Source organism: Halopseudomonas aestusnigri, assembly GCF_002197985.1.
In the GTDB taxonomy this organism is placed as follows: domain Bacteria; phylum Pseudomonadota; class Gammaproteobacteria; order Pseudomonadales; family Pseudomonadaceae; genus Halopseudomonas; species Halopseudomonas aestusnigri.
Map to the genome: position 1 here is coordinate 109,600 of NZ_NBYK01000005.1, position 26,949 is coordinate 136,548.

General features: G+C 60.3%; 26 protein-coding genes. 11 read left to right on the forward strand and 15 right to left on the reverse strand.

Features of this window, described 5'->3' with window-relative positions:
• Positions 1-33 precede the first annotated feature (33 nt).
• Positions 34-681: a response regulator transcription factor gene (locus B7O88_RS09645; RefSeq protein WP_088275618.1), complete on the reverse strand. Its 648-nt coding sequence runs from the start codon at positions 679-681 to the stop codon at positions 34-36.
• A 178-nt stretch (positions 682-859) separates the two neighbouring features.
• Here B7O88_RS09645 and B7O88_RS09650 point away from each other — a divergent pair, with 178 nt between their 5' ends.
• Positions 860-1,795, forward strand: a complete 936-nt coding sequence (locus B7O88_RS09650) for a DMT family transporter (protein ID WP_088275735.1) — start codon at positions 860-862, stop codon at positions 1,793-1,795.
• On the opposite strand, the gene B7O88_RS09655 is transcribed toward B7O88_RS09650, so the two are convergent.
• Positions 1,789-2,472, reverse strand: coding sequence for a tRNA-uridine aminocarboxypropyltransferase (locus B7O88_RS09655; RefSeq protein WP_088275619.1), 684 nt, complete (start codon positions 2,470-2,472; stop codon positions 1,789-1,791). The genes B7O88_RS09650 and B7O88_RS09655 overlap by 7 nt on opposite strands.
• 170 nt (positions 2,473-2,642) lie before the next feature.
• Between B7O88_RS09655 and B7O88_RS09660 the strand changes: the two genes are divergently transcribed.
• Together B7O88_RS09660 and B7O88_RS09665 are read left to right on the forward strand one after the other, a co-directional pair.
• Complete coding sequence (locus B7O88_RS09660; protein WP_088275620.1) at positions 2,643-3,041, forward strand: PA3611 family quorum-sensing-regulated virulence factor; 399 nt, start codon at positions 2,643-2,645, stop codon at positions 3,039-3,041.
• 11 nt (positions 3,042-3,052) lie between these two features.
• Positions 3,053-4,138 carry an LOG family protein gene (locus B7O88_RS09665; protein WP_088275621.1) on the forward strand — a complete coding sequence of 362 codons (1,086 nt, stop codon included), beginning with the start codon at positions 3,053-3,055 and terminating at the stop codon, positions 4,136-4,138.
• Here the strand turns inward: B7O88_RS09665 and B7O88_RS09670 are convergent.
• The 3 genes from B7O88_RS09670 to B7O88_RS09680 all read right to left on the reverse strand — a co-directional run bounded on the left by B7O88_RS09670 (position 4,098) and on the right by B7O88_RS09680 (position 6,224).
• Complete coding sequence (locus B7O88_RS09670) at positions 4,098-4,541, reverse strand: regulatory protein RecX (RefSeq protein WP_088275622.1); 444 nt, start codon at positions 4,539-4,541, stop codon at positions 4,098-4,100. The genes B7O88_RS09665 and B7O88_RS09670 overlap by 41 nt on opposite strands.
• A 12-nt stretch (positions 4,542-4,553) precedes the next feature.
• On the reverse strand, positions 4,554-5,591 hold the full coding sequence (recA, locus tag B7O88_RS09675) for a recombinase RecA (protein ID WP_088275623.1): 1,038 nt from the start codon (positions 5,589-5,591) through the stop codon (positions 4,554-4,556).
• Positions 5,592-5,702: 111 nt separating this feature from the next.
• On the reverse strand, positions 5,703-6,224 hold the full coding sequence (locus B7O88_RS09680; protein ID WP_088275624.1) for a CinA family protein: 522 nt from the start codon (positions 6,222-6,224) through the stop codon (positions 5,703-5,705).
• Positions 6,225-6,465: 241 nt separating this feature from the next.
• Between B7O88_RS09680 and mutS the strand changes: the two genes are divergently transcribed.
• Both mutS and fdxA read left to right on the forward strand, forming a co-directional pair.
• The gene (gene mutS / locus B7O88_RS09685; protein WP_088275626.1) at positions 6,466-9,045 is read left to right on the forward strand and encodes a DNA mismatch repair protein MutS; all 2,580 of its coding nucleotides are present in this window, start codon (positions 6,466-6,468) and stop codon (positions 9,043-9,045) included.
• 145 nt (positions 9,046-9,190) lie between these two features.
• Positions 9,191-9,514, forward strand: coding sequence for a ferredoxin FdxA (gene fdxA, locus B7O88_RS09690; protein ID WP_088275627.1), 324 nt, complete (start codon positions 9,191-9,193; stop codon positions 9,512-9,514).
• Between the two features lie 729 nt (positions 9,515-10,243).
• On the opposite strand, the gene groL is transcribed toward fdxA, so the two are convergent.
• The 3 genes from groL to B7O88_RS09705 form a co-directional block, all read right to left on the reverse strand.
• Complete coding sequence (gene groL, locus B7O88_RS09695; RefSeq protein ID WP_088275628.1) at positions 10,244-11,887, reverse strand: chaperonin GroEL; 1,644 nt, start codon at positions 11,885-11,887, stop codon at positions 10,244-10,246.
• A gap of 48 nt (positions 11,888-11,935) precedes the next feature.
• On the reverse strand, positions 11,936-12,229 hold the full coding sequence (locus tag B7O88_RS09700; protein ID WP_088275629.1) for a co-chaperone GroES: 294 nt from the start codon (positions 12,227-12,229) through the stop codon (positions 11,936-11,938).
• Between the two features lie 204 nt (positions 12,230-12,433).
• Complete coding sequence (locus tag B7O88_RS09705; protein ID WP_088275630.1) at positions 12,434-12,883, reverse strand: FxsA family protein; 450 nt, start codon at positions 12,881-12,883, stop codon at positions 12,434-12,436.
• A 200-nt stretch (positions 12,884-13,083) separates the two neighbouring features.
• Between B7O88_RS09705 and B7O88_RS09710 the strand changes: the two genes are divergently transcribed.
• On the forward strand, positions 13,084-13,842 hold the full coding sequence (locus B7O88_RS09710; RefSeq protein ID WP_088275736.1) for an SDR family oxidoreductase: 759 nt from the start codon (positions 13,084-13,086) through the stop codon (positions 13,840-13,842).
• Positions 13,843-13,902: 60 nt separating this feature from the next.
• On the opposite strand, the gene B7O88_RS09715 is transcribed toward B7O88_RS09710, so the two are convergent.
• Positions 13,903-14,919 carry a DUF481 domain-containing protein gene (locus B7O88_RS09715; RefSeq protein WP_088275631.1) on the reverse strand — a complete coding sequence of 339 codons (1,017 nt, stop codon included), beginning with the start codon at positions 14,917-14,919 and terminating at the stop codon, positions 13,903-13,905.
• A gap of 43 nt (positions 14,920-14,962) precedes the next feature.
• Here B7O88_RS09715 and B7O88_RS09720 point away from each other — a divergent pair, with 43 nt between their 5' ends.
• Complete coding sequence (locus B7O88_RS09720) at positions 14,963-15,337, forward strand: MGMT family protein (protein WP_088275633.1); 375 nt, start codon at positions 14,963-14,965, stop codon at positions 15,335-15,337.
• Positions 15,334-16,710: an AmpG family muropeptide MFS transporter gene (locus tag B7O88_RS09725; RefSeq protein WP_088275634.1), complete on the forward strand. Its 1,377-nt coding sequence runs from the start codon at positions 15,334-15,336 to the stop codon at positions 16,708-16,710. The genes B7O88_RS09720 and B7O88_RS09725 overlap by 4 nt, the downstream gene beginning before the upstream one ends.
• 59 nt (positions 16,711-16,769) lie before the next feature.
• On the opposite strand, the gene B7O88_RS09730 is transcribed toward B7O88_RS09725, so the two are convergent.
• Positions 16,770-17,603, reverse strand: coding sequence for a mechanosensitive ion channel family protein (locus B7O88_RS09730; RefSeq protein ID WP_088275635.1), 834 nt, complete (start codon positions 17,601-17,603; stop codon positions 16,770-16,772).
• Between the two features lie 39 nt (positions 17,604-17,642).
• Positions 17,643-18,128: a YajQ family cyclic di-GMP-binding protein gene (locus B7O88_RS09735; protein WP_088275636.1), complete on the reverse strand. Its 486-nt coding sequence runs from the start codon at positions 18,126-18,128 to the stop codon at positions 17,643-17,645.
• A gap of 108 nt (positions 18,129-18,236) precedes the next feature.
• On the opposite strand from B7O88_RS09735, the gene B7O88_RS09740 reads away from it, so the two are divergent.
• From B7O88_RS09740 to B7O88_RS09750, 3 genes are read left to right on the forward strand one after another with little or no spacing between them, the layout of a single operon-like run.
• On the forward strand, positions 18,237-19,193 hold the full coding sequence (locus B7O88_RS09740) for a GGDEF domain-containing response regulator (protein ID WP_088275637.1): 957 nt from the start codon (positions 18,237-18,239) through the stop codon (positions 19,191-19,193).
• An 8-nt stretch (positions 19,194-19,201) separates the two neighbouring features.
• Positions 19,202-20,107: a 2-dehydropantoate 2-reductase gene (locus B7O88_RS09745; RefSeq protein WP_088275638.1), complete on the forward strand. Its 906-nt coding sequence runs from the start codon at positions 19,202-19,204 to the stop codon at positions 20,105-20,107.
• A 52-nt stretch (positions 20,108-20,159) separates the two neighbouring features.
• Positions 20,160-20,726 (forward strand): cob(I)yrinic acid a,c-diamide adenosyltransferase, encoded by a 567-nt coding sequence (locus B7O88_RS09750; RefSeq protein ID WP_088275639.1) that lies wholly within the window; start codon positions 20,160-20,162, stop codon positions 20,724-20,726.
• A gap of 51 nt (positions 20,727-20,777) precedes the next feature.
• Here the strand turns inward: B7O88_RS09750 and B7O88_RS17970 are convergent, their stop codons facing one another.
• The 4 genes from B7O88_RS17970 to B7O88_RS09770 all read right to left on the reverse strand — a co-directional run bounded on the left by B7O88_RS17970 (position 20,778) and on the right by B7O88_RS09770 (position 26,674).
• The gene (locus B7O88_RS17970) at positions 20,778-22,796 is read right to left on the reverse strand and encodes a methyl-accepting chemotaxis protein (protein WP_088275641.1); all 2,019 of its coding nucleotides are present in this window, start codon (positions 22,794-22,796) and stop codon (positions 20,778-20,780) included.
• 173 nt (positions 22,797-22,969) lie between these two features.
• Complete coding sequence (gene ampE / locus B7O88_RS09760; RefSeq protein WP_088275642.1) at positions 22,970-23,800, reverse strand: regulatory signaling modulator protein AmpE; 831 nt, start codon at positions 23,798-23,800, stop codon at positions 22,970-22,972.
• On the reverse strand, positions 23,800-24,369 hold the full coding sequence (gene ampD, locus B7O88_RS09765) for a 1,6-anhydro-N-acetylmuramyl-L-alanine amidase AmpD (RefSeq protein WP_088275643.1): 570 nt from the start codon (positions 24,367-24,369) through the stop codon (positions 23,800-23,802). Before ampD ends, ampE begins: the two co-directional genes overlap by 1 nt.
• A gap of 61 nt (positions 24,370-24,430) precedes the next feature.
• Positions 24,431-26,674, reverse strand: a complete 2,244-nt coding sequence (locus tag B7O88_RS09770) for a DUF1631 domain-containing protein (protein ID WP_088275644.1) — start codon at positions 26,672-26,674, stop codon at positions 24,431-24,433.
• Between the last annotated feature and the right edge of the window lie 275 nt (positions 26,675-26,949).

A 26,949-nucleotide genomic window follows, 5' to 3' on the forward strand; every position in this document is an offset into this window, starting at 1 on the left:
CGACTTCCGTCGTAGCCGGCATTCGGCGACGCTCTAGCTGGCCAGTTCCATCTGCTGCAGCACAAGCGCAGCCTGGGTGCGGGTACGGACGTTGAGTTTGCGGAAGATGGCGGTGACGTGCGCCTTGACGGTGGCCTCGGACACGTCCAGCTCGTAGGCGATCTGCTTGTTCAGCAGGCCATCACAGACCATGGTCAGCACGCGAAACTGTTGCGGGGTGAGGCTGGCGACCCGCTCGCTGATCTGCTGCTGCTCGTCGCTCATGCCGGGCGGATTGTCGATACCCGGCGGCCAGCAGACGCTGCCGTCGAGCACAGACTGCACCGCAGCCTGGATGGCTTCGAGACTGGCGGACTTGGGGATAAACCCGCTGGCACCGAAATCACGCGCACGGCGGGCAATGGTCGGTTCTTCCTGGGCTGAAATGAGGATCACGGGAATTTGCGGGTACTGACCACGCATCTGAGCCAGCCCGGAGAAGCCGTAGGCGCCGGGCATGTTGAGGTCCAGCAGTACAAGATCCCAGTCGGCTCGTTCGGCCAGACGCTGTTGCAGCTCGCTGATGCTGCCTACCTCGCTCAGGCTGACGGTCTCGCCCAGCCCATCGCGAAGGGCCTGACGCAGCGCACTGCGAAACAGGGGGTGATCATCGGCAATCAAGATGTCATAGGTGAGACCCATGCTAGGCGTCCTGGCAGTCATTTTTGTTATTGGCTGAGACAAGCACGCTGAGACTGCCAGTCAGAGGCGTTTCAGTCAATGCCATGTTGTACCGGTACAGTCTGTGCAGGCAGCTGTATCTGGCAGCAGTTCCGCGGTCGCGGGGATAATGGCGGTTTTGTCTGCCGAGCTTGATAGCATGAACCTGCGCCATTACCGTGCCGATGTCCTGATGCTGATCACTGCCCTGATCTGGGGTAGTACCTTTGTGGCCCAGCGCCTGGGCATGGATCACATTGGTCCCTTCCTTTACACGGGCCTGCGCTTTCTGCTCGGTGCCGTAACCGTAATGCCGCTGATCTGGCTGTTGCGCAAGAGCGCCAAACCCGACACCCCCGCACGACTCAGCAAACCGATGCTGCTGGGCAGTATTGCACTGGGCGCGGTACTGACGCTGGGTATCAACCTGCAGCAGATTGGTCTGATGTTCACCACCGTGACCAACTCGGGATTCATCACCGGACTGTACGTTATTCTGGTCCCGGTGTTTGGTCTGTTTATCGGCATGCGCACCCACCGCGGCACCTGGGCCGGCGCCGTGATGGCCCTGATCGGCATGGTGCTGCTCAGTGTAACCGCCGAATTTACCGTTGCCCCCGGTGACTGGCTGCAGCTGGTCGGAGCCTGCTTCTGGGCAGTCCATGTGCTGCTGGTCGGAGCCCTGGCCAGCCGCTACGACCCGATCCTGGTGTCGTTTATTCAATTTATGGTGTGCGCGGTCGTCAGCCTCACCCTCGCCCTGATCTTTGAGCCCATCAGTCTTGCGGCTGTCCATGACGCTCTGCCGGCCATTCTCTATGGCGGGATTCTCGCCGTTGGTGTGGCGTTTACCCTGCAAGTCGTCGCACAAAAGGACGCGATCACCTCGCACGCGGCCATTATCCTAAGTCTGGAAGCCGTATTCGCCGCCCTCGCCGGCTGGCTGATCTTGGGAGAAACCCTGACTCCCCGCGGGCTGCTGGGTTGCGCATTGATGCTGGCAGGCATGCTCACCGCCCAGCTGGTGCCGATCTACCTGGATCGGCGCAGGCAGGCGACTGTTGCCGTGCAGCAGGAACCTGCCGGCCATCACTGAGGCCGGCGGCGGCAGGAATCCATATAGCCCCGACTGAACAGATCGAAATAGTCATCGAGCTGGCGGGCGGCAACCTCCTCTGCGGCCAACGCCAGACAGGCGGCAGCTACTTCGACGGTGCATAGATGATCGTCGCGGCTGGAACGACGCAGCCGGTAGCGCGACAGCCGCTCAGTGTGCAGACTCAGTATCGGCAGATCGGCCAGATAAGGGCTCTTGCGAAACATCTTGCGCGCCTGGGTCCAGGTCGCATCCAGAATGATCAGCAACGGGCGACGGCCAGGCTCAGGCTCAATTGCGGCGCAGACCTGCTGGCCCGGCTGCGCATATTCGCCGGGGAACACCACATAGGGCTGATACTGCGGGTCGGCCAGCAAGGCCAGCAGCGCGGGATCAACCTCGGTACGCGCCCATTCAAAGGCATGGGTGTCCGGCAGGCAGTCCGCAATCAGGCGGCCGGTGTTGGTCGGTTTGAGCGGCTCATAGGCATGCATGATCAGACAGAAGCTGATGGCGCAATCCAGCTGCGGACGCTCGGCACAGATACAGGCCCAGCGCGCCAGCTGGCAGCCTGGGCAACGCTGCACCCGAGCCCCGCGGGCCTTGAATGGGCGAGTGGATCGCGCCACCGCCTCATCGCGCAGACGATTGACCGCATGGCCGGGCTTTTCCGACATCCTCATTTCCTCAGGCTGGACAGCTGCTGCATCACAATGCCAGCATTCTACCCGATTAGCTGCCGTCGAAGGACGCACATGCCGCGCGCTAACCGCTGCGAACCAGTTGCCGGGGTCGTGGTCTGAAAGGGAAGTCGCAGCACCAAGATGATCTGATCTGGAGAAATATAATGCGCTGGTTACCCCTGCTTCTCGCCGCCAGCCTGGCGGCCCCCATTCAGGCAGCCTCCCTGCGTGATATTCGCCTGACGGAAACCCTGCAACAGGTTGCCGCCCAGAGCAGCGAAAACACCCCGCGAGAAATCAACAGCAACATCACCGACTTGGGCTTCAGCGCTAAGGGCGATGAACTGATCAACCGTCTGGCGGTAGACCCGGAATACGCCCAGCGCATGCAGGAAGACCCGCTGCTTATCCGTAGCCAGCTGCAATCGAGCGTCTGCACAGACCTGCGTTTTCGCCGCCTGCTCGACATGGGCGCAACGCTGACCTACCACTTTGTACTCAAGGAGAGTGCACAACCGGTGCTGACCCAGAGCTTTATTGCCGACCATTGCCAAACCCTGTGAGGCCCCGCCCGATGCAAGACAACGACCCGGCGGACTATCTCAGCCGTCACTGGCAAACCGGCAGCAGCGAGATACCGGCCAAGGTCGACGAACTCATTCAACTCTGCGCCGCCGAAAGCGAAAACGCACCGCTCTACCGGGACATGCTGCTTGACGTGATTCGCATGGCCCAGGCGGATCGCAACCGCTGGGACGCGAAGATCATGCTCCACACCATTCGCGAAATGGAGCAGGCCTTTTCGCGCATGGAAATCTTCAAGCGTCGCCGCAAGGTAACCGTTTTCGGCTCGGCGCGAACTCCGATTGATCATCCCCTGTATGCGCTTGCCAGAGCCATGGGCGAAGAGCTTGCCGCCAACGATTACATGGCCATCACCGGCGCCGGCGGCGGCATCATGACCGCCACCCACGAGGGCGCCGGCCTGGATCACAGCCTGGGCTTCAATATCACCCTGCCCTTCGAGCAACGCTCCAATAACATAGTGCATGGCACCAGCCACGACCTGTCATTCGGGTTCTTTTTCCTGCGCAAGTTGTTCTTCGTCAAGGAAGCGGACGCCCTGATTCTCTGTCCCGGCGGATTCGGCACGCTGGATGAAGCGCTCGAGGTGCTGACGCTGGTGCAGACCGGCAAGAGCCCGATGGTGCCCATCATCCTGCTGGACCAGCCGGACGGGCAGTACTGGCAGGCCTTTTTGCAGTTCGTTCGCAGCCAGCTGATCGACAATCACTACATCAAGCCTGACGACATCAACCTGCTGACACCCTGTTCATCCCCCGCACAGGCAATGCAGGTGGTGCTCGACTTCTACAGCAACTATCACTCGTCTCGACGTGTTGACGACCAGTACATGCTGCGCCTGAACCGACCACTGACCGCGCAGGCACTCGCCCAACTGGACGAGCGGTTCGGCCATATCTGCAAATCAGGCGGTTTTGTGCAGCAGGGTGTCTGCGATCAGGAGAGCGATGAGCCGGAGCTGGGCGAGCTTACCCGTCTGTGCTTTGACTTCAACGAACGAGACCAGGGTGGTCTGAGGACACTGATCGACTTCGTCAATCAGCCTGAAAACTACCAAAGCCGCGGTACTGCATAAACCGAAGCTGTTTGCTGCGCTCGGCCGGGTCTGACGCCCGGCCTTCCGGAAAGCGCTTGGCAAACACCCGCTGAGCCAGTGCCGTCCAGTCCTGATCGAACTCTGCAAGGGTCCGTTCAACCAGCGCCTCGGCCACACCGCGCTGGCGCAGCTCTTCTTTCAAGCGGGCAGGCCCGTAGCCGCGCTGGCTGCGAGCATACAGATAGGCTTCACAGAAACGCGCATCGCTGAGCAGGCCATCTTCGACCAGACGGTCCAGCTCAATCTCGGCCGCATCGGTTGCCGCACCTCGCTGGCGCAGCTTGCGCAACAACTCGCTGTAGCTGTGCTCACGCCGCGCCAGCAGGTCCATCGCGGAGCGACGGATCGCCGCCGGACTGTCCAGCGCGGTACGCGGGCGCATCAAACCAGACTCTTAGCCTTCCAGCTCGGCATCGGCTTCAGCCTCCGCCTTGGCCTTGCCCGGCTTGGCCAGCAACTGGTCACGGATGGCCTTCTCGATTTCATCCGCGATCTGCTGGTTATCCTGCAGGAACTTGGCTGCATTGGCCTTGCCCTGACCGATCTTGTTGCCCTGATAGCTGTACCAGGCGCCTGACTTCTCAACCAGACCGATCTGCACGCCCAGATCGATGATCTCGGCGTTGTGGTAGATGCCGGTACCGTACAGAATCTGGAATTCAGCCTGACGGAACGGCGGAGCCACCTTGTTTTTCACAACTTTGACGCGGGTCTCGCTGCCGACAACCTCGTCGCCTTCCTTGACCGCACCAGTACGGCGAATATCCAGACGCACAGAAGAGTAGAACTTGAGCGCGTTACCACCGGTGGTGGTTTCCGGGTTGCCGAACATGACGCCAATCTTCATGCGGATCTGGTTGATGAAGATCACCAGGCAGTTGGCGTTCTTGATGTTACCGGTGATCTTGCGCAGCGCCTGGGACATCAGACGGGCCTGCACACCGACGTGGTGATCACCCATCTCGCCTTCAATTTCGGCCTTGGGCACCAGCGCTGCCACCGAGTCGACGATGATCACGTCAACCGCATTGGAACGCACCAGCATGTCGGTGATTTCCAGTGCCTGCTCACCGGTATCGGGCTGCGACACCAGCAGGTCATCCACGTTGACACCCAGCTTGCCGGCATACTCCGGGTCCAGCGCGTGCTCGGCATCAACGAAGGCACAGGTTGCCCCGTGCTTCTGCGCCTGGGCAATGACAGACAGGGTCAGCGTAGTTTTACCGGAGGATTCCGGCCCGTAGATTTCAACAATACGGCCCTTGGGCAGGCCGCCGATACCGAGGGCGATATCCAGACCGAGCGAGCCGGTGGAGATGGCCGGAATGGCCTGGCGCTCGTGATCACCCATGCGCATTACCGCGCCCTTGCCAAACTGACGTTCAATCTGGCTCAAGGCAGCCGACAGCGCCTTCTTTTTGTTCTCGTCCATTTCGCATCCTCTTGGCTTGGGGTGGGCACCGCGGCGACCGACCGATCAACTACTGTATATTTGGTCAGTATTATTCCACAGAAAAAATGGCCCGCCTACCCCCGATTTCACTCAGACTGACAACCGGTTCGCAGCCTGCTTGTGCGCCTCTTTGACCAGCCGTTCCAGAGCGTGCAGAACCGTCTGGGCACGCACCTCTCGGCGTCCGCCCTGGAAGCGCTTGCACTCGCTGACGACGCTGCCGTCGGCCAATGCCCAGCCAAACCAGACGGTCCCGACCGGCTTTTCTGCACTGCCGCCATCAGGGCCGGCAATACCGCTGACCGCAACCGCCATCGCCGCCCCGGCAGCCTCCCTGGCCCCTGACGCCATCGCTCTGACCACCGGCTCGCTGACCGCGCCATGAGCCTCGATCACCTCTGCGTTCACCCCAAGCCAACGGCTTTTGCTGGCGTTGGCGTAGGTGACGAATCCGGTCTCGAACCAGCGCGAACTGCCAGCCACCCGGGTTATTGCCTCGGCAATCCCTCCACCGGTACAGGATTCAGCGGTGCTGACCTGCAGCCCCAGCTGCTCCAGCACTTTGCCAAGCCTCGCAGCAGCCGAGTCGATCAGCGGGTCATAATGCGACATGGTTCACTCCTGGACGAACGGATATCAGGCAACAGCATGCCAGTTGGCGCGCTGCCTGCGAATACCCTGCGACCACATTCAGCCGCCTCGGGTTCCTGCTGCCGGAGTCGCCGGCAGCACTGCAGCAGCCACCAGCGACGTGATACCCTTTGCGCCAACCTGAAACGGCGCTTCAGCCACCGCCTTCAGCGCATCCATCGCGCCCGGTGACACCGCCTTTGCCGCATATTTCGAGTCATTGATGAAAAAGAGCAAAACCGAATCCTCCGCCCACACGCCGATGATGCAGCAGTATTTCAGCATCAAGCAGCAACACCCCGAGCAACTCCTGTTCTACCGCATGGGTGACTTTTACGAACTGTTCTACGACGACGCGAAAAAAGCCGCCCGTCTGCTCGATATCACCCTCACCGCACGCGGCCAGTCCGGTGGTCAGCCGATTCCGATGGCCGGCATCCCGTTCCATGCCGCCGAGGGCTATCTGGCCAAGCTGGTCAAGCTGGGTGAGTCGGTCGTCATCTGTGAACAGGTCGGCGATCCGGCCACCAGCAAGGGCCCGGTCGAGCGCCAGGTTGCCCGCATCATTACCCCCGGCACGGTCAGTGATGAAGCACTGCTCGATGAGCGTCGCGACAACCTGCTGGCCGCGCTGGTGGGCGCCGAACGCGGCTTCGGTCTGGCCACGCTCGACATCAACAGTGGCCGCTTTGTGGTCATGGAATTGCGTGGCTGGGAAACCCTGCTCGGGGAGCTGGAGCGCCTGGCACCGGCCGAGCTGTTGATTCCCGATGACTGGGAAAGCAACACGCCAATCGAGCGCCGCCGCGCCGTGCGTCGTCGCGCCCCCTGGGAGTTCGATCAGGACAGCGCCTTCAAGGCTCTTACCCAGCAATTCGGCACCAAGGATCTGGTCGGCTTCGACTGTCAGGACCTGACCCTCGGCCTCGGCGCTGCCGGTGCGCTGCTGAGCTACGCCAAGGAAACCCAGCGCACCGCCCTGCCGCACATCCGCAGCATCGCCCAGGAGCGCTTTGAAGACAGCGTGATCATCGACAGCGCCAGCCGCCGCAATCTGGAAATCGACCAGAATCTGTCCGGTGGCCGTGACAATACCCTGCTCGACGTGCTCGACCACACCGCCACCGCCATGGGCAGCCGCCTGATGGCGCGCTGGCTGAATCGTCCGCTGCGGGACCTCAAGGTCCTGAGTGCACGCCAGGACAGCATCAGCGCCCTGCTCGACCAGCAGTTCTACCTCGACCTGCAACCACAGCTCAAGGGCATTGGTGACATCGAACGCATCCTCGCCCGGGTTGCCCTGCGCTCTGCACGGCCGCGCGATCTGGCACGCCTGCGCGACGCGCTGGCGGCCCTGCCCGCACTGCAGGATTGCATGCAGGCGCTGGAAATACCGCATCTGCGCAATCTGGCCGAGCATGTACGCACCTATCCGGAACTGGCCGAGCTGCTGGAACGCGCCGTGATCGACAACCCGCCCGCCGTGCTGCGTGATGGCGGCGTGATCAAGCCCGGTTTCGACGCCGAGCTGGATGAGCTGCAGAACATCAGCGAGAACGCCGGCCAGTACCTGATTGATCTGGAAACCCGCGAGCGCGAGCGTACCGGACTGAGCACCCTCAAGGTCGGCTACAACCGGGTACACGGCTACTTTATCGAACTGTCGCGCAGCCAGGCCGATCAGGCGCCGGCAGATTACATTCGCCGCCAGACCCTGAAGGGCGCCGAACGCTTTATCACACCCGAACTGAAGGCCTTTGAAGATAAGGCGCTGTCGGCCCGCAGCCGCGCCCTGGCTCGCGAGAAGCAGCTGTACGACGAGCTGATCGACCGTCTCAACGAGGACCTTGCCGCACTGCAGACCACTGCCGCCAGCCTGGCCGAAATTGATGTGCTCTGCACCCTCGCCGAACGGGCCGGCAGTCTCGATTACAGTCGCCCGCGCTTTATCGAGGGCAGCCAGTTGAAGATCAGTCAGGGCCGTCATCCGGTCGTCGAGCAGGTACTGGAAACGCCCTTCGTGGCCAACGATCTGGACCTGGACATCGACACCCGCATGCTGGTGATTACCGGCCCGAACATGGGCGGTAAATCCACCTACATGCGCCAGACCGCGCTGATCGTGCTGCTGGCCCATATCGGCAGCTTTGTACCGGCGGCAGGCGTCGAGCTGTCCTGCGTCGACCGCATCTTCACCCGCATCGGTTCCAGTGACGATCTGGCCGGCGGCCGCTCAACCTTCATGGTCGAAATGAGCGAAACCGCCAACATCCTCAACAACGCCACCAGCGCCAGTCTGGTGCTGATGGACGAAGTCGGCCGGGGCACCAGCACCTTCGACGGCCTGTCACTGGCCTGGTCTGCTGCCGAGTATCTGGCCAAGGTTCGCGCCTTCACCCTGTTTGCCACGCACTACTTCGAGCTGACCGGCATGGCCGACACCGACGAAGGCGTGGCCAACGTGCACCTGAACGCCACCGAACATAATGAACGCATCGTATTCTTGCATAACGTCCAGCCCGGCCCTGCCAGCCAGAGCTACGGCCTGCAAGTCGCCCAGCTTGCCGGTGTACCGCGTCCAGTCATTTTGCGCGCCCGCGAACACCTCGCCCAACTGGAGCAGCAGGGCCTGGAGCAGCACGGCAGCAAGCCCGCAGGCAAGACTGAGCAACCGTTCCAGACTGATCTGTTCGCCAGCGCACCTCACCCTCTGATCGAACAGATCCAGGCACTGAATCCGGACGATCTCAGCCCGCGCCAGGCGCTGGACCTGCTGTACAAGCTCAAACGCGAGTGGGCGTAAATTCAGCAAATGATATTCATTTGCATCAAGCGTGTTGGAACTACGCTTTAATCTGCGCAAAACCCGGCGGTGCTCTGTACCGCCGGGAAAAAACTGCTAGACTACGCGCCAGATTTTGCCAGCCTGATTCAATGGAGACCTCACCATGACCTTTGTTGTTACCGACAACTGCATCAAGTGCAAATACACCGATTGCGTTGAGGTCTGCCCGGTCGATTGCTTCTACGAAGGCCCGAACTTCCTGGTCATTCACCCGGACGAGTGCATCGACTGCGCCCTCTGCGAGCCCGAATGCCCGGCAAACGCCATCTTCTCCGAAGACGAAGTACCGGAGGATATGCAGGAGTTCACCGAACTGAACGCCGATCTGGCAGAAGTGTGGCCGAACATCACCGAGAAGAAAGACGCACTGCCCGACGCCGAAGAGTGGGATGGCGTACCGGACAAGCTGCAATATCTGGAGCGCTAAGCAGCAAGCTGCTACGCAAAAAAACCGGCCATGTGCCGGTTTTTTTATTGCTACAAGCTACAAGCTACAAGCGCACCAGTGTGGGCCTGTTCTTCCGGCTTAGGCTTAGGTTTTAGCTTGGGTTTTGGTTTGGCTTGAGGCTTGCGACTTATGAGGCCGAGAGTTTGGAGTCAAATTTCAGACAAAAAAAGGGGCGGGATAGCCCGCCCACTCTTTATTCCATATGTGCTTTCCGTGTCCAGCCATCCTGGCTTCATCATCCTGAAAATCCCTGACTCAGCTCCCTGCCGAGTAGCGCCATCCTTTGCGCTTGGGTGAATTTTAACGAATGCGGCATCGCCCGCAACCCCCCTCCAGCAAGCACAACAGGCATATCGCCAAAAATAAAATCCTTAAATTTCATATATTTACAATTTTCAGCACGAGTAAAAACTCGTTCCGCCCACACCCTGTAGCGGCGAAGTCTCACACGTCTTGTAGGAAATCTCTTACAAGACAAACGCACCTGCCCAGCCGGGTAACGGAGTAACAGGTTGCTGCAACGCGGTGGAGTAAGCCTGCGGCGTCTCCACCCCATCGGCGCCAGGCCCGGAGCAGGCGGCAGGCGAAGGCGCTCGTGAGCACAACGGCGGATACGCTGCGCCTGATCCGCCCTACTCATGGCGCTGCGCTGAGACATAAAAAAACCCGGCTCTCTCGAGCCGGGTTTCGGATTAGCCGGGAGGCTGATTACATCATGCCGCCCATACCACCCATGCCACCCATGCCGCTCATGTCGGGCATGGCCGGCTTCTCTTCCGGCAGCTCGGCAATCATGGCCTCGGTGGTGATCATCAGACTGGCGACCGAGGAGGCAGCCTGCAGCGCGCTGCGGGTTACCTTGGCCGGGTCCAGGATGCCCATGTCGATCATGTCGCCGTACTCGCCGGTCGCAGCGTTGTAACCGAAGTTACCTTCGCCGGCCTTGACGCGCTCCAGAACAACAGCAGCTTCTTCACCAGCGTTGGTGACGATCTGGCGCAGCGGTGCTTCAACAGCGCGGCGCAGCAGCTTGATACCGACGTTCTGGTCTTCGTTGTCGCCAGCCAGACCTTCGATAGCCGCCAGGGTGCGAACCAGGGCAACACCACCGCCAGGTACCACACCTTCTTCAACAGCAGCGCGGGTAGCGTGCAGCGCGTCTTCAACGCGGTGCTTCTTCTCTTTCATTTCCACTTCGGTCGCAGCACCAACCTTGATTACTGCTACGCCGCCAGCCAGCTTGGCCAGACGCTCCTGCAGCTTCTCACGATCGTAATCGGAGGTAGTTTCCTCAACCTGCTTGCGGATCTGGTTAACGCGGGCTTCGATATCAGCCTTGGCGCCAGCGCCATCAACGATGGTGGAGTTGTCCTTGTTGATCTGAACGCTCTTGGCTTGACCCAGGTGCTCCAGAGTAGCGGTTTCCAGACTCAGGCCAACTTCTTCGCTGATCACGGTACCACCGGTCAGGATAGCGATATCCTGCAGCATGGCCTTGCGGCGATCGCCGAAGCCCGGTGCCTTGACCGCAGCAACCTTGACGATGCCGCGCATGTTGTTGACAACCAGAGTCGCCAGCGCTTCGCCTTCAACGTCCTCGGCAACGATCATCAGCGGACGACCAGCCTTGGCAACGGCTTCCAGAACCGGCAGCAGCTCGCGGATGTTGGAGATTTTCTTGTCGACCAGCAGGATGAACGGACTGTCCAGATCAGCGGACATAGTTTCCGGCTTGTTGACGAAGTAGGGAGACAGGTAGCCACGATCAAACTGCATGCCTTCTACAACAGACAGTTCGTTGTCCAGACCGGAACCTTCTTCAACGGTGATGACGCCTTCCTTGCCAACGCGGTCCATGGCTTCGGCAATGATGTTGCCGACGGACTCGTCAGAGTTGGCGGAGATGGTGCCTACCTGAGCGATGGCCTTGGAGTCGGCACAGGGCTTGGCCAGGTTCTTCAGCTCGGCAACGATGGCAGCAGTGGCCTTGTCGATACCACGCTTCAGATCCATCGGGTTCATACCGGCAGCAACAGCCTTCAGACCTTCGGTAACGATGGCTTGAGCCAGTACGGTGGCAGTGGTGGTACCGTCACCAGCGTCATCGTTGGCGCGGGAAGCAACGTCCTTGACCAGTTGCGCGCCCATGTTTTCGAACTTGTCTTTCAGCTCGATTTCCTTGGCAACGGAAACGCCGTCCTTGGTGATCAGCGGCGCGCCGAAGCTGCGCTCGATCAGCACGTTACGGCCCTTCGGACCCAGGGTAGCTTTAACCGCGTTGGCCAGCGTGTTTACGCCGTCCAGCATCTTGTTGCGACCGGAAATACCGAATTTAACTTCTTTTGCAGCCATGTTTGCTTTCCTTCAAATGAATTCGTTAAGGGGTGTGAGGGTGGCTGATCAGCCTTCCAGTACACCGTAGATTTCGGATTCGCTCATGATCAGCAGATCTTCACCATCGATCTTGATGGTGTTGTTGCCGGAGTAAGGACCGAAAACAACCTTGTCGCCTTCTTTGACGGCCAGCGGACGAACTTCGCCGTTGTCCTGCAGACGCCCGGTACCTACAGCAACGATAACCCCGGTATTCGGCTTCTCGGCAGCCGAGCCGGGCAGAACGATACCACCAGCGGTCTTGGTTTCTTCTTCGCTGCGACGAACGACTACGCGATCGTGTAACGGACGAATTTTCATCGTTGTGTGTCTCCCAATAATTGATCTTCAATGCCGGAAACCCGGCGCTTTCACGTTGTAATCCGGACCCGCAATGCGAATCCGAAGGACGAGCCTCACGGCTCGTCGCTGTTCGAGGCTCCGCGCTTGCGCGGAGCCTGCCAAACCGGTGTCACCTAGATGGGGCTTGGTATTGCCATTTCAAGAGGCAAGTGCACAATTTTTTTACTCGCGGTCGATGCGACGATCCGGTGAAACCTGATCTGGATCGTCCGGGCGCCATTCCCCTTCGATAATGGTGGTGCTGCCGCGCCGCCACACGTTCGGGCCGCCCGGCTCGCCCGGACCCGGCTTGCCGCGTGATACCAGTGCCAGCACCAGGCAGGGCAGCGCCAGCGCATCGGTGATCAGGCCGGGGATCATCAGCAGTACACCCGCAAGCAACCACCACATGCCGGTCTTCAACACGGCAAAGGGCGAGCGGTTTTCGGCCATGCGGATCTGCAGCTGCTGCAGCATGGACCAGCCCTGGCGCTGGATCAGCACCAGACCCAGCACACCCGAGCCAAGCACCCAAAGCAGGGTGTAGCCGACACCGATGCGCTGGCCCAGCAGGATCAGAGTGGCCAGTTCAAGCAACGGCAGCAGCAGAAGAAAGAATCGAAACAGGGGCATACGCACCTCGTATTGAGCAGGTCAGGGGTATATGGGTACGACAACAGCAGCTTTCAACCGGGATGGCGACTAACGGCAATAACATGTCGCCAGGAAGGTCAGAAAGTGACTGAAGAGCCATGCAGGGTATTCAAAATATCGGCAATCTGGTGCATGCTTGCGCACCTCAAATCTATCACCCCTTTTGCGAGGAGAGCCCGATGCAATTGCAAGACAGCGTTATCATCATCACCGGCGGCGGACAGGGCCTGGGCCGTGCCATGGGCGAGTTCCTGGCAGCCAAGGGCGCCAAACTGGCACTGGTTGACCTTAACCAGGAAGCGCTGGACGCTGCCGTTGCCGCGTGCAAGGCCGCCGGCGGCGATGCCCGCTCGTACATCTGCAACGTGGCCAACGAAGAACAGGTCAGCCACATGGTCAACCAGGTAGCGGACGACTTCGGTGCCATCCACGGCCTGATCAACAACGCCGGCATTCTGCGCGACGGTCTGCTGCTGAAAGCCAAAGACGGTCAGATTCAGAAAATGAGTCTGGCGCAGTGGCAGTCGGTTATCGACGTCAACCTGACCGGCGTGTTCCTGGGTACCCGCGAAGTGGCCGCCAAGATGATCGAACTGGGCACCAAGGGCCTGATCATCAATATCTCGTCCATCTCCCGCGCCGGCAACATTGGTCAGTCCAACTACTCGGCCGCCAAGGCCGGTGTGGCTGCCATGACCGTTACCTGGGCGAAAGAGCTGTCCCGTTACGGTATCCGCGTTGCCGGTATTGCTCCAGGCTTTATCGAAACCGAGATGACCGGCAGCATGAAGCCGGAAGCGCTGGAGAAAATGACTTCCGGCATTCCGCTCAAGCGCATGGGCAAGCCGGCGGAAATCGCTCACTCGGCGGCCTACCTGTTCGAGAACGACTACTTCACCGGTCGCATCCTCGAGCTGGACGGCGGTCTGCGCATCTAACCGTCGCCTGCGAACTGGCGGCCACGCACCGCCAGTTCATGCTTGAACCGCCCTCCTGCGCTACCAACCCACACCCAGCCCCAAGGTATAGCGGGTATCCCGATAGCCACTGTCATCGGTTGTATTGAGATAGTCCAACTCGCCCTTCAGGCTCAGTGACGCCCAGCTGGTCAGCCGATAGCGTATGCCCAGATCAGCATCCATCAGGTAACGCACCTTGGGGTCGTCCGGAACCTGCGTTTCCGCCGAATGGAACAGCTCAAACCGCTTGCCCAGCAGAAACCGCCGATAATCCCACTGCAGACCAAGAGCGTCATAGCGTGCCCGACTGCCATCGCGCTCCTTGAGCCACGCCCGGTCCAGGCGCACGGACGTTTCAAACCGCCCCAGCGCCGTGTTCCACCACTCATAACCCGGGCCCATACCGAACTGGCGCTGCCTGGCGATCTCGTTGATATGGTCGCGCTTGTACTGCACGCTGCTGGCCCAGAACCATTGATCGGTAATAAAGCGGTTGAGATCGTAGGAGGCGTCAAGGGTGTGACTGGTTTTGACGTCGTTGCTGTAATCGCGGTCGTAGTCCAGCGCCCAGTCATGACGCCAGCGTCCATGGCGCAGGCGGGAGGTGACATCAATATCGATGTCTCGTTTCTCGTTACCCGACGTATCCTTGATATCGAGCGCGGCGCTGGCATCCCCCTCCCAAACCGAATCCTGAACCAGAGGTCTTGGCACCAGCAATTGGCGAATGGCCCGGATATCGGTGGCAACGGGCCGTCGATTGGGCACCCGCAGCAATACCTCACCATCGCGCTCCGACTCGGCCAGCTGCACGGTGTGCTGAATGCCGTCGCGCAGTTTGACCAGCACCGGCTCGTCACTGTTGAAGGTAGTGATACGCGCCACATCGATCGACAGCGTGCCGGCAAAATCAGTCTCCAGCACCAGCTTGCCGCCCTCCAGAAAGGCGACCTTGCCAGTCAGACGATCACCATTGTCGAGCCACAAGGTATCGGCGACACTGCGCCAGGACAGCACGCTAAGACAGCACAACAAGACAACACGGAACAACGGCATCGATCAGCATCCGGCAGACATCAGGTTAAACGGGCAATTATCCATGAAAGACCGGCGAATAGCGCCAGCGTTCAACACGCCAGCCGACGATGGGCGCAAGGCCGCCTTTTTTCAGGTGCTGGCCAGTATTCCTCCTGGCCGCGTTACCAGCTACGGCCGGCTCGCCGAGCTGGCCGGCCTTGGCCTAGGCGCGCGCCTGGTCGGGCGCTGGCTTGGACAGCTGCCAGAAGGCACACAGCTGCCCTGGCACCGCGTTCTCAACAGTCAGGGAAAGCTGTCACTCGGACCGGACACTCCAAGCGGCCGGGAACAACGCCAACGGCTGGCTGCCGAAGGCATACTGGTACGCAATGGTCGCGTGAATCTGCGACACTACGGCTGGCCAGAGCCCCCCGCGCCATCACAAGGACAAGCATGAGTTCCAGCCCCTCCGACTCCAGTACCACTCCCCTGCCAGCCGAAGGCCTGCGCGTTTACCTCAAACCACGTGTCATCGGCATGCTGTTTCTGGGGTTTTCTGCCGGCCTTCCCCTGCTGCTGGTGGGTGGTACGTTCAGCGCCTGGCTGCGCGATATCGGCGTCGAACTGGCGTCCATTGGCTTTCTCAGCTGGGTAGGTATGGCGCACTCGATCAAGGTCCTGTGGGCGCCACTGATCGACCGATTGCCGGTCCCGATACTCACCCGACTGCTCGGACGCCGGCGCAGCTGGATGCTGCTCGCTCAACTGGTGATTGCCGGCGCATTGCTTGGCATGTCGATGAGTAATCCGCTGGAGCATCTGGAATGGGTCGCGCTCTGGGCGGTACTGGCCGCTTTTGGTTCGGCCACCCAGGATGTCGCCATCGACGCCTACCGGGTCGAAGCCGAAGCCAAGCACCGCCAGGCCGCCATGGCTGCCACCTACGTCACCGGTTACCGGGTAGCCATCCTCGCCGCCGGCGCCGGAGCCCTGCACATCGCCGCCCTGCAGGACTGGAGCCTGGCCTACGGCCTGATGGCCGGCATGATGCTGATCGGCGTAGTGACCACGCTTGTCATTGCCGAACCAAGCGTAGAAATAACCGATGCGACCCGAGCGCAGGAAGCCCGCCTGACCCAGCACCTGAGCCAGTCGGTGCACAGTGGCTGGCGACTGCAGCTGTCCGGCTGGGTCTTCAACGCCTTTATTGCCCCATTCACCGAGTTCTTTGAGCGTTACGGCCGGGTTGCCTTCATCATTCTGCTGTTTATCGCAACCTTCCGGGTCAGCGATATTTTCATGGGCACCATGGCCAATCCTTTCTATCTCGACATCGGCTTCAGCAAAGAGCAGATCGCCAATATCGCCGCCGCCTTCGGATTGGCCATGACCTTGGCCGGGGCTGCGCTGGGCGGCCTGATGGTGGCCCGTTTCGGCATTGCTCCGATCCTCATTCTGACCGCGTTCATGGCGCCAGCGACCAACCTGATCTTTGCCTGGCTGGCCTTCATCGGGCCGCAGCCCGATGGGCTGATCGTCGCCATTATTGCCGACAACGTCACCGGCGGGCTCGCCATCTCGGTGTTTATTGCCTACCTGTCGAGCCTGACCAACACCGCCTACACCGCGACCCAGTATGCCCTGTTCAGCTCTCTGATGACCTTGCCGGGCCAGTTTGCTGCCGGTTTCACCGGGGTACTGGCAGCCAATCTCGGCTGGGTGAGCTTCTTCATGGTCACCGCAATGACCGGCCTGCCCGCCATCATCTTGGCCATTGCGCTGCTGCGGTTTGCCCATCCGGACCGCCTGCGCCGCCCCGGTATCGATTGAAGGACACAAAAAACCCGGCTTGCGCCGGGTTTGATGAACTCACATAAACCTGCAGCCGTTCAGGTTGACTGCTGAACCAGATGCACCGTGCGCTGTGGAAACGGAATGCTGATACCGGCTGCATCAAACTCCAGCTTGGCCTTTTCCTGCAGTTCGAAAAACACGCCCCAGTAGTCGTCGGTCTTGGTCCAAATACGCAGTGACAGGTTCACCGAGTTGTCGCCCAGCGACACCAGCCAGACCACCGGCTCCGGATCCTTGAGCACGCGACTGTCGCCCTGCGCCAACCCCATCAGGATGTCCTTGGCCAGCTTGAGGTCATCGCTGTAATCAATCCCGATATTCAGATCGACACGGCGGGTCGCCTGACGGGAATAGTTGATGATATTGCCGTTGGACAGGCTGCCATTGGGCACGATCACGGTCTTGTTGTCGGGCGTTTTCAGCACCGTATTGAAGATCTGGATGCTATCAACCGTGCCCGAGACGCCCTGCGCCTCAATGTATTCACCGGCACGAAATGGGCGCAGAAACAGAATCAGGGCACCGCCAGCGAAATTGGCCAGACTGCCCTGCAGGGCCAGACCTACCGCCAGACCGGCTGCACCCAGCACCGCGATAAACGACGTTGTCTCGATACCCACCATGCCGGCGACGCTGATCAGCAGCAGTACCTTGAGCGCGATGGATGCCAGCGAGCCGATGAACCCGTGCAGTGTTGGCTCGACGTTGCGCTTGCTCATGACCCCGTTCATCGCCTTCATCAGACGACCAATCAGCCACCAGCCAACCAGCAGCGTCAACAGCGCCAGCGCAAGCTTGCTGCCGTATTCGATCAACAGCGGTAACCAGGCCTCCTCAAGCCCTCGCAGCGTGTTCATGACCTCATCCATTCCTGCCTCCTTTTCTCGGCGATAAATTCACGACCTCGGTCAGTCGCGGAAGTTGTTGTACTGCAGCGGCATCTCCAGTTCGGCCCCGCGCAACAGCGCCATGACATCCTGCAAATCGTCACGCTTTTTGCCTGTTACCCGGACCTGATCGCCCTGAATCGCGGCCTGCACCTTGAGCTTGGAATCCTTGATCAGGGCAACAATTTTTTTGGCAAGTTCCTTGTCGATGCCCTCTTTGAAGGTGACATCCTGCTTGACCAGCTTGCCGGACGCAAATGGCTCACCCGCATCCAGACAGCGAATATCGATCTTGCGCTTGGTCAGACTGAGCTCGAGAATGCCGATCACCTGCTCCAGCTGGAACTCGGAATCGGCACTCAGGGCGATCGTCTTCTGCTTGTCGTTGAAATCAATCTCGCACTTGCCGCGAAGATCGTAACGCCGCTCCAGCTCTTTCTTGGCGTTATCGACCGCATTGGTTACTTCATGCTTGTCCAGTTCGGACACGACATCAAAAGATGGCATTGTGCTACCTCACAGAAAAACCCAAAATTATGATGTTCATTACAAAACGACGGTATAACCTCATGGCATTATACCCAGACCGGCCCACGTCCAGCAGGGAGCACCTACATGCCGAATCCGCAACTCAGCATTCTGGTAGTCGATGACACCAAGTTCAGCAGTGCTGTCATCGGTCACACACTGAGTCAGGCCGGCTACTCCAATATTCGCTTTGCCAGCTCCGCGATGGATGCCCTGCGCATGCACGAGGAACAGCCGGCCAGCGTGATGGTCGCCGACTGGCTGATGCCGGAAATGGACGGCCTTGAGCTGACCACCCGCATTCGTCAGACAGACGAGCAATCCGATCACTACACCTATGTGGTACTGCTGACAGCACGCGAGGGCGATAATGTGCTGGGGGAGGCCTTCGATCGCGGTGTCGATGACTTCATCAGCAAATCATCCATGAACGAACAGCTGCTGCCACGCATCTACGCTGCCGATCGCACATCGCAACTGATCAACCGTTTGCTGGACGAGAACCGACTGCTGGCTACCAACAACGCCCAGCTCGAGGAACACAACCTGGTAGACCGGCTGACCGCGATTGGCAACCGCCGCTACCTGATCCAGCGCCTGGCCGAAGTATTGCGCAACGTGGATTCGCGCGGTGGCGCCTGCTGCCTGGTTCTGCTCGGTGTCCAGAACCTGCCAACCCTTACCGAGCGCTTCGGCGCTGCCGTACAACAGGAAGTGCTGCGTGGAACCGCGCGCCGCCTGCAGCAACTGGTGCGACCTACTGATGTCATTGCACGGGTTGATGAAAACGCCTTCGCCATTGTCACCATTGCCGATGAGGCCGCAGACCTCAAGCCGGCCAGTTTCCGCCGACTGCACGACGGCCTGAATCTGAAGGCGTTCAAAACCAGCGAGGGTTACCTGTCGATCCGTGCCGGCATGGTGCTATGCACGCTCACCAACCGTCAGGCGCTGCCGGACGCCGAGGCGCTGCTTGAGCAGGTGGAAAGCCATCTGGGCGAAGCCTACGAAACCAATCTGATCACCGAAGCCAAACTCGGCTGACGTACTCGATGCTGCATATCCTCGGCGCCGGAAGCCTGGGGCTGCTGTGGGCGGCCCGCCTGCAGCAGGCAGGTATCGACTGCCGCCTGATTGTGCGGAATGAAAGCCAGCTAAGACAGTGGAACAGCAACGGTAACCGGCTGGTTTTTGATGATGGCACGGCAAAACATACCCTGTCGCTTGCCACCGAGACGCCCGACACCCCGGCACCTATCGAGAATCTGATTGTGGCAACCAAGGCGCATGCCGCTTTGGCTGCAGTCGAATCGCTGCGCCCGCGCCTGCAGCCGGGTGCCGCGCTCTTTCTGCTGCAAAACGGCCTGGGCTCCCAGCAGGCAATCGCCGATGCCTTTGCGGACTGCCGAATTTACTGTGTCAGCGTCACCGATGGCGCCTGGCGACCAAGTGAGCACGAGTTGATCTGGGCCGGTCGCGGCCATAACACCGTCGGCCCGCTTCGCCCTGGAACAGCTCCCCCTGACTGGCTGAACGATCTCCCATCCAGCATCTCGACCACCTGGCAGCACGACATTTTACCGGTGCTGTGGCGCAAGCTGGCGGTGAACTGCGCCATCAATCCCTTTACCCTGATTTACGACTGCCGCAATGGCGAAGTGCCCGAGCGCGCAGGCGATTGGCTTGGGCAGTGCATCACCGAATTGCAGCAGGTGCTTGCCACTCAGGGCGTCGACGCCAACCTCGCCGAGCAGGTGCATGCGGTCATTCTGGCCACGGCCAACAACAGCTCGTCCACTCGCCAGGACCTGCACGCACGTCGACGCACGGAGCTGAGTTACTTCCTCGGTTATGCATGCCGCACCGCGCAGAGTGCCGGGCTGTCTACGCCCGCCCTCGACCGGTTGCTTCTGAGCGCACAGGACGCCCTGCGCCGGCATCAACTGCCGGCTGACTGAAACGCCGTCTGCCGCTAGACTAGGCGCCAGCTTTCAAAGGAGACAGCACCTCATGGGCTACCGCCTGAGCAAACTCTATACCCGCACTGGTGATGCCGGCGACACCGGACTTGCCAACGGTCAACGTATCCGCAAGGATCACCCACGCGTTGAGGCAATGGGTGACGTAGACGAGCTGAACAGCCAGCTTGGACTGCTGCTCTGCCAAATGGACAGCGACCGCCTCGCGCCACTGAAACAGGCCCTGAGCCCGATCCAGCATCGTCTGTTTGACCTCGGCGGGGAGCTGGCCATCCCCGGACACGACCTGATCGAAGCCGCCGACGTCACCGCGCTGGAGCAATTGATCGATCAATTCAATGCTGAGCTGGAGCCACTGAAAAATTTCATTTTGCCGGGTGGCTCGGTGCTGGTTGCCCAGGCTCACCTGACACGCAGCGTTTGCCGACGTGCCGAGCGTCACTATCTGACACTGGCCATGGAAGAAGAGGTCAACAACCAGTCGGCGATCTACCTCAATCGCCTGTCCGATCTGCTGTTTGTGGCTGCACGAACCATCGCGCTGCTTGAAGGAACCGCAGAGGTGCTTTGGGCTGCCAAACCCAAGCCGGAGGCTTGATCGGCCGCACCGGACGATTGAGCAGACGCACTGCTCAATCGTCCCGAGTCATCACACCTTGAAGGCGCTGATAATGCTCTGCAGCGACTGCACCAGGTGACCGAGGCGGCCACTGGCTTCCTCGGCTCGCTGTGCACCCTGCGCTGTCCGCTCACCCGCCTGATTGATCTGCACGATGTTCTGGTCAATATCGTGGCTGACCACTGTCTGCTGCTCGGCGGCGGCGGCGATCTGCTGGCTTTGATCGACGATCTGGGTCACCGCCTTGAGGATGCTGTCGAGCCCCTGCTGCACCTGGAGTGACGATTCCACAGTGGCAGCCGTCATGCCATGACTGCTGCCCATGGCCTTGACCGCGGCTGCAACCCCTTCCTGCAACCGGGCAATCATCTGCTCGATCTCTTCAGTGGACTGCTGGGTCCGGCGGGCCAGGGTGCGCACCTCATCGGCTACGACAGCAAAACCGCGACCCTGCTCACCGGCCCTGGCCGCCTCGATAGCCGCGTTCAGCGCCAGCAGGTTGGTCTGTTCGGCGACGCCCTTGATCACGTCGAGCACCCGGCTGATCGAGGAACTGTCGTCTGCCAGTTGATTGATGACCCGTACCGAGTTTTCTATTTCCCCTGCCAGCTTTTCAATACCGTCGACCGATGATTCGACCATGCGGCGCCCATTCAGGGTTTCCGTATTGACCTGCTCGGCATTGTTGACCGCCAGAGCGGCACTGCGCGCCACCTCCTGCGAAGTCGCCGCCATTTCATTCATGGCCGTGGCGACCTGCTCGATCTGGCTACGCTGCGATGCTACCGCCTGACTGCTTTCGCTGGCGATGTGCTCAACCTGACTGGATTGTTCCTGCACCTGACCGGAGGTATCGCTGACCTGCCGGATAAGCTCGCGCACGCGCTGCACGGTGTTGTTGAAGTCGGCAGCCAGGGCACCGAGCTCATCCTTGCTGTCGACCTCGACCTGTACTGTCATGTCGCCGCCGGCCACCTGCCCCATCTGCTGCGACAGGCGCTTGAGGGTTCGGCGGGTAGCGAAATAGAACCCGGCGTACAGGTAAATGATCAGCAACCCAACCAGCGATAGCGACACCACCAGCAACCACATTGTCTGCTGATTGCTGGCCAGACGGCCGTCAAGCTGAGTGTCCAGATAATCGAAGATAGCCTCGTCAAGCAGGTAAGTGGACTCGATCTCGCGGGTAATACGGTCAAAGAAGGCATCCCAGGTACTGTCGAGCGAGGCAGCAATGATGACATCCTCTTCAAAGATCACACCGGCACTCTCGATGCTCTTGAGACTCTGCTCTGCAGCAGTCTGCAAGGCGGCGTTGCCGGTCCCGGCAACCGCCTGCTCCAGAACCTGCGAATAATCGGCGCCGAGCTTTTGCAGCCCGGTGACCAGATCATCCATTTCCCGGCTGGCGTCCGAATCCAGAAAGCCCAGTCCCATCGAATAAGCCCCGGTCGCGCGGCCATGGCCCAACAAAGAGGTCACCTCAACGGTGGAACCGATAAGCAACTCCGTCAACTGACGGACATTGCGGTCAAAATCCTGCGGCAAGCCCGCGTAAGCGGCTGTCATGATCAGCAGGGTTGCCGTTTCATCCTTGGCACGCACCGACATCGGACCGCGCGAGATGATCGACTCGGCGGCAATCTCGTTATAGCTCTGTACCAGTTTGTCGCGCATGGCAATCAGGTCGGCGGCCGCCGGATCATCGGCCTCCAGCGGCAAACTGTTCAGTTGCTCGATCAGCCGCGCACGAGTCTGGGTCAGGCGCTCCTCAATACTGTCTGCCTGACCGCCCTGACCCAGGCGCGTATTGACCGCATCCAGGTCACGCACCAGTTCGGCGCTGCGCAGCGCATCAGAGGTCGCACGCACCAATGCAAGACTGTCCAGCGCGTGCGACGTCACCTCGACACGCTCGTAGGCCTGCTGCACCAGCATGCTGCTGACGATACCCAAGGGAACAAAAAACAGGATACTGATCAGGCAAAACTTCATGCCGTAGGTCAGCCGGTTCATTAACGCGATGGCAGGGGAAAGCAGACTGTTCACCCGAGGTCTCTCCTAATAATAAGCTGCCCGGCGGCGAGGGCTCTGCGCAGGCTGAACCTGCGCTGTTCTTGTATAACAACCACCACAACGAGGCACTGTCGCCTCACCACTGACTGTCTCACAGAAAGGCTATCGGCTCCAGCCAGCGCAACTTTAAGTCAAAACCGGCGAATCTAGCCGAGCACGGCAAGCAGAGCCAGCGCGACTGCCCAAACGACCAGTGCGCGCACCAGCAGGGTTCGGGTATCGGCCAGCACCCCCTCAGCCTCAGCCCCGGCAAGTGATCCGGAGCTGCCATTGAGGGCTGCTTCTGCCGCCCGATGAACCAGCACGTCCGATGGCAGCTCCCAGCGCAGCATCACATCGGCCAGCTCGGCACGCACATGGTCAAAATGTCCGACCAGCGCAAAGCTGGCAGCAAGCAGGCGTGCGGGAATCCATTCCAGCGCATGGGCCAGCGCCGATGCGGGCGACGCGGCAGGGCCATCCTCCTGATCGGCCAGCAACCGCAGCAGCCGATAGCCCAGAGCGCCGGCAGGACCCAGCAGGGCGAACCAGAAAACCGTCACCATGTAGCCATGCAATACCTCACGCACCAGCGCCGCCCTGACCTCGCTCAGCACGGAGTCCTGACCCTCGGCGACCACCCCAAGATCGCGCTCGGCCACTAGCGCGGCGGCGGCTCTGTCGCCCCTGTCCCAGGCCTGCTCGAAGCCGGTCGCCATCGCGCCCAACGGATCGCGCCTGCCAACACAGGCGAGCAGTACCAGGGCAAACAGCAACAGGCCGATCAAGCCAAGTCCGTTACGCTGCAACCACCATTGAAGCAATACCAGAATCAGTAAAGGCAGCAGCACCAGCAGCAGACCACCAAGCGGCTGCCGCACGGGATAACGACGCACCACGCGGGAGACCCAGGCTTTCGGCAGGTCCAGCGGCAAGCCGGTGCGCAGCGGGGTAAACCACATCAGTGCAACGACCAGCAACAAGGCGAGAAAATGCATCAATGCACTCCCTGAACACGATGAGAACAAACTAGCGCCTGCAGATAGCGGCGCCAGTCAAAGGCAGGGCCAGGATCCGTCTTGCGCCCCGGAGCAATAAACTCATGCCCGGTTATGCGGTGATTGGTAATGGCCGGATAGGCCGCCTGCAACACCCGGGTCAAGCTTACCAGAGCATCGTACTGGGCGTCCGCGTAGGGAATCTCGTCAGTCCCTTCCAGCTCGATACCAATGGAAAAGTCGTTGCAGTTTTCCCGACCGCCGTAGCACGATGCACCCGCATGCCAGGCTCGCCGGTCACAGGAGACAAACTGGGTAACGGTACCGTCACGCTCGATCAGAAAGTGCGCAGACACGCGCAAATCGGCAATCTCGGCAAAGTAGGGATGAAGGGAAGGATCAAGCTGCCCGGTAAAAAAGGGCTGGACGAAGCCGCCGCCGAAACAGGCCGGCGGCAAACTGATGTTGTGAATCACAAGCAGCGAAACGTCACACCCGGCGGGCCGCTCGTTGCAGTGCTCGGAAGGGCAACGAACTGCGCCCTCCAGCCAACCCTCGCTGATCCGCATACAGGCCCCCCCGACAGCAAAAGCCTCATGCTAGCAGGTGCCGACGCCGGCCGCATCCGCCTCAGGTGCGAGCCTGAAGCTGACGCAGGTTGCCGATGACCGATTCCAGCGCACGATCAAACAACTGATTTTCGTCCAGCAGACTGACCTGCCCACGATCAAAGCACTGCGCCAGCTCATGGCCCGACAGTTCAGCAACCTTGACGCCGTTGCGGTTTACGAAGATGTATTTACCACTGAAGCTGATAATGGCAGCCAGTTTACAACGCTGGGGCGCCTTGCCTTCCGCTACGACCAGCTGCAGCCAGCAACCGGTGCCCAGACTCTCGACCCACCGCTGCGCACCTACGCTGGGCAGGTCATCGATGGTTTCAGGCGGAGCCTCGACCGGCTCCTGTTCCAGTACCGGCTGCTCTACCCGCACCGCCTCAACCGGCGGTTCCGACACGACCTCAGATTCCGCGGATTCGACGGGCAGGTCAGCCTCAACCGGGGAACCTGCCGCCCTGACGGCCGCCAGCACAGCCCGCTGCGGAGCAACGATGGCCAGCACATGACGCTCGGTGGATGCAGCGTCCAGCCCCAGCAATTCAAGACCACCACGCACTGCCGCCTCAATCTGACGATTCTGCGCCAGTCGCTGCGGCACGCCCGCGCTATCAACTGGCTGCACACTGTGCACCACTGCCTTTGCCGTACCCAGCGCGTGCTTCCAGGCCCTGGACTCACCCCCTTCACGCAGGAAGATCATCTGCATGACCTGGCTCCAGGTATCGCGCAGCAAATCGACTACCGTCACCGGCAAGGTGCGGCCCAGCAACATTTTGTTGATTTCCTTTGCCACTTCGGCGCGCGCTGCCTTGATGCGCGCCCGACCTTCTTCAGCATCGCGGGTACGCTGCTCGACCCGCTCGGCGCGGCGCTGCTCGGTGCGCAGAAAGTCGGTCAGGCGCTGATACAGGGCGTCGAACAGCTCTGCATTCGGCTCGGTCTCGACCAGTAACTGCTCAACAATCTCCTCCAGCAAAGCGTGCAACTGATCGCGCCGGAGATCATCGTGATCGTTCCAGCCCATGGTCGCACGGGACAGTTCGTTCAATAGACGACGAGCCGGATGCGATGCCCGACTGAAGAAGCTCTTGTCGCTGATGGCCACCCGGAGTACCGGCAACTGCATACGCGCGATCAATGCCTTCACCGCCGCCGGCAATTCACGGTCTTCGAGAATGAAATCAAACAACATGGACACCAGGCTGATGACATCGTCATCAACTCGCGCCACAGTCTTGGTACCGCCACTCTGCACCCGCTGCTGATGCAACAACTGCTGGACGTGACGACGCAGACCGTTCTGCCCAGCGTCGCCGGCAAAACTCTCTGCAGTCACCTCGGACAGCACGCGCAGCAACTCACTGGTCCCCATCGGCATGCCGCCCGATGAGTTGAGACCTGCCAGCGCCACATCGCCACTGGCAACCCGCCATTTGCCAATGAGCTCACTGAACATGCCGAGGATTTCCTGCTGCTCACTGCTGTCGCCGGAGCGTCCGCCCTGCTGCCCGACGCCACGCCCCGAACCAGCACCTGGCACTGGCCTGCGCACGGAAACAGCCGAGGTCACGCGCAAGTCAGGCATAACCCCCGCGCTGACAAAAGCGTCATTCAAACTTTCATACAGCCCGTCAATGCCGTTGAACACATAGCGCTCAAAGAGCTTGAACACGATCAGACGCACCTTGATGTCGAGACTGAGCGCCCTCAGGGACTCCGCAAAGTATTCGGCTATTGCGCCTGGAGCAAAGGGGTTGTCACTCTGCTCCACCGTCTTTTTGGCAAGGCTGTTGACCCGCATGAGCAAATGGCCAAGTGCCGCTTGGTTGCGACTGACAACCCGATTGACCATACCGTCGATCGCAACGGACTCTTCCAGCTCATCGGGCTGCACCAGACTCAGGGTATCCAGCTCGAATGAGACGGCCGGCGCGCTCGAGTCGTGCTGTGCATTGATCTGCTCTGTGGCCAGAATCAGCGAATCACAGGTTTTCTTGACGATATTGTGGCGCTGCAGGCGAAGAGAGCGCATGGCTTCGAAAAACAGCGCCTGGTCGGCATTGTTGGCGGCTTTGTCAGCCATTTCGAAAAGGTTGTCATCCGCCTTGTCGAACATCTCGACCATCGCAGACTGCAGATATCCGATCGCCAGATCCCGCACGCTGACCAGAGGCGCTGGCAGCACCGAGCCTCCGGCAGCAGCGCGCGCTGCCAGATTGGGCTTGATTGAAACTACTTTGGGGTCCTGGGACATTTCTACTCTCCAGACAAGTCGCACTTGTCATCGGGTGCTGCACGCCAGCGGAGAAACTCCTGCACGCTCAAAGCCATCCATATGCCGATAAATTGGCGTCAAGGTTTTATCAACCTCAAGTATACCGGCTTGCGACGACAAAACCGCTACCCTTAACCGGATTCTTGATCAACATCACAGTTCCTTGCCACAGCATAGTCGAGACATATTCTGTAACCATGCCGGCGATCTCTGGTATAAGCTGGTTCGGTCAACATCTGCCTGACAGCAATAGT

Coding starts and splice junctions, on each gene's coding strand:
- B7O88_RS09645 (WP_088275618.1), bottom strand. CDS start 681: ATGGGTCTCACCTATGACATCTTGATTGCCGATGATCACCCCCTGTTT.
- B7O88_RS09650 (WP_088275735.1), top strand. CDS start 860: ATGAACCTGCGCCATTACCGTGCCGATGTCCTGATGCTGATCACTGCC.
- B7O88_RS09655 (WP_088275619.1), bottom strand. CDS start 2,472: ATGTCGGAAAAGCCCGGCCATGCGGTCAATCGTCTGCGCGATGAGGCG.
- B7O88_RS09660 (WP_088275620.1), top strand. CDS start 2,643: ATGCGCTGGTTACCCCTGCTTCTCGCCGCCAGCCTGGCGGCCCCCATT.
- B7O88_RS09665 (WP_088275621.1), top strand. CDS start 3,053: ATGCAAGACAACGACCCGGCGGACTATCTCAGCCGTCACTGGCAAACC.
- B7O88_RS09670 (WP_088275622.1), bottom strand. CDS start 4,541: ATGCGCCCGCGTACCGCGCTGGACAGTCCGGCGGCGATCCGTCGCTCC.
- recA (WP_088275623.1), bottom strand. CDS start 5,591: ATGGACGAGAACAAAAAGAAGGCGCTGTCGGCTGCCTTGAGCCAGATT.
- B7O88_RS09680 (WP_088275624.1), bottom strand. CDS start 6,224: ATGTCGCATTATGACCCGCTGATCGACTCGGCTGCTGCGAGGCTTGGC.
- mutS (WP_088275626.1), top strand. CDS start 6,466: ATGAAAAAGAGCAAAACCGAATCCTCCGCCCACACGCCGATGATGCAG.
- fdxA (WP_088275627.1), top strand. CDS start 9,191: ATGACCTTTGTTGTTACCGACAACTGCATCAAGTGCAAATACACCGAT.
- groL (WP_088275628.1), bottom strand. CDS start 11,887: ATGGCTGCAAAAGAAGTTAAATTCGGTATTTCCGGTCGCAACAAGATG.
- B7O88_RS09700 (WP_088275629.1), bottom strand. CDS start 12,229: ATGAAAATTCGTCCGTTACACGATCGCGTAGTCGTTCGTCGCAGCGAA.
- B7O88_RS09705 (WP_088275630.1), bottom strand. CDS start 12,883: ATGCCCCTGTTTCGATTCTTTCTTCTGCTGCTGCCGTTGCTTGAACTG.
- B7O88_RS09710 (WP_088275736.1), top strand. CDS start 13,084: ATGCAATTGCAAGACAGCGTTATCATCATCACCGGCGGCGGACAGGGC.
- B7O88_RS09715 (WP_088275631.1), bottom strand. CDS start 14,919: ATGCCGTTGTTCCGTGTTGTCTTGTTGTGCTGTCTTAGCGTGCTGTCC.
- B7O88_RS09720 (WP_088275633.1), top strand. CDS start 14,963: ATGAAAGACCGGCGAATAGCGCCAGCGTTCAACACGCCAGCCGACGAT.
- B7O88_RS09725 (WP_088275634.1), top strand. CDS start 15,334: ATGAGTTCCAGCCCCTCCGACTCCAGTACCACTCCCCTGCCAGCCGAA.
- B7O88_RS09730 (WP_088275635.1), bottom strand. CDS start 17,603: ATGGATGAGGTCATGAACACGCTGCGAGGGCTTGAGGAGGCCTGGTTA.
- B7O88_RS09735 (WP_088275636.1), bottom strand. CDS start 18,128: ATGCCATCTTTTGATGTCGTGTCCGAACTGGACAAGCATGAAGTAACC.
- B7O88_RS09740 (WP_088275637.1), top strand. CDS start 18,237: ATGCCGAATCCGCAACTCAGCATTCTGGTAGTCGATGACACCAAGTTC.
- B7O88_RS09745 (WP_088275638.1), top strand. CDS start 19,202: ATGCTGCATATCCTCGGCGCCGGAAGCCTGGGGCTGCTGTGGGCGGCC.
- B7O88_RS09750 (WP_088275639.1), top strand. CDS start 20,160: ATGGGCTACCGCCTGAGCAAACTCTATACCCGCACTGGTGATGCCGGC.
- ampE (WP_088275642.1), bottom strand. CDS start 23,800: ATGCATTTTCTCGCCTTGTTGCTGGTCGTTGCACTGATGTGGTTTACC.
- ampD (WP_088275643.1), bottom strand. CDS start 24,369: ATGCGGATCAGCGAGGGTTGGCTGGAGGGCGCAGTTCGTTGCCCTTCC.
- B7O88_RS09770 (WP_088275644.1), bottom strand. CDS start 26,674: ATGTCCCAGGACCCCAAAGTAGTTTCAATCAAGCCCAATCTGGCAGCG.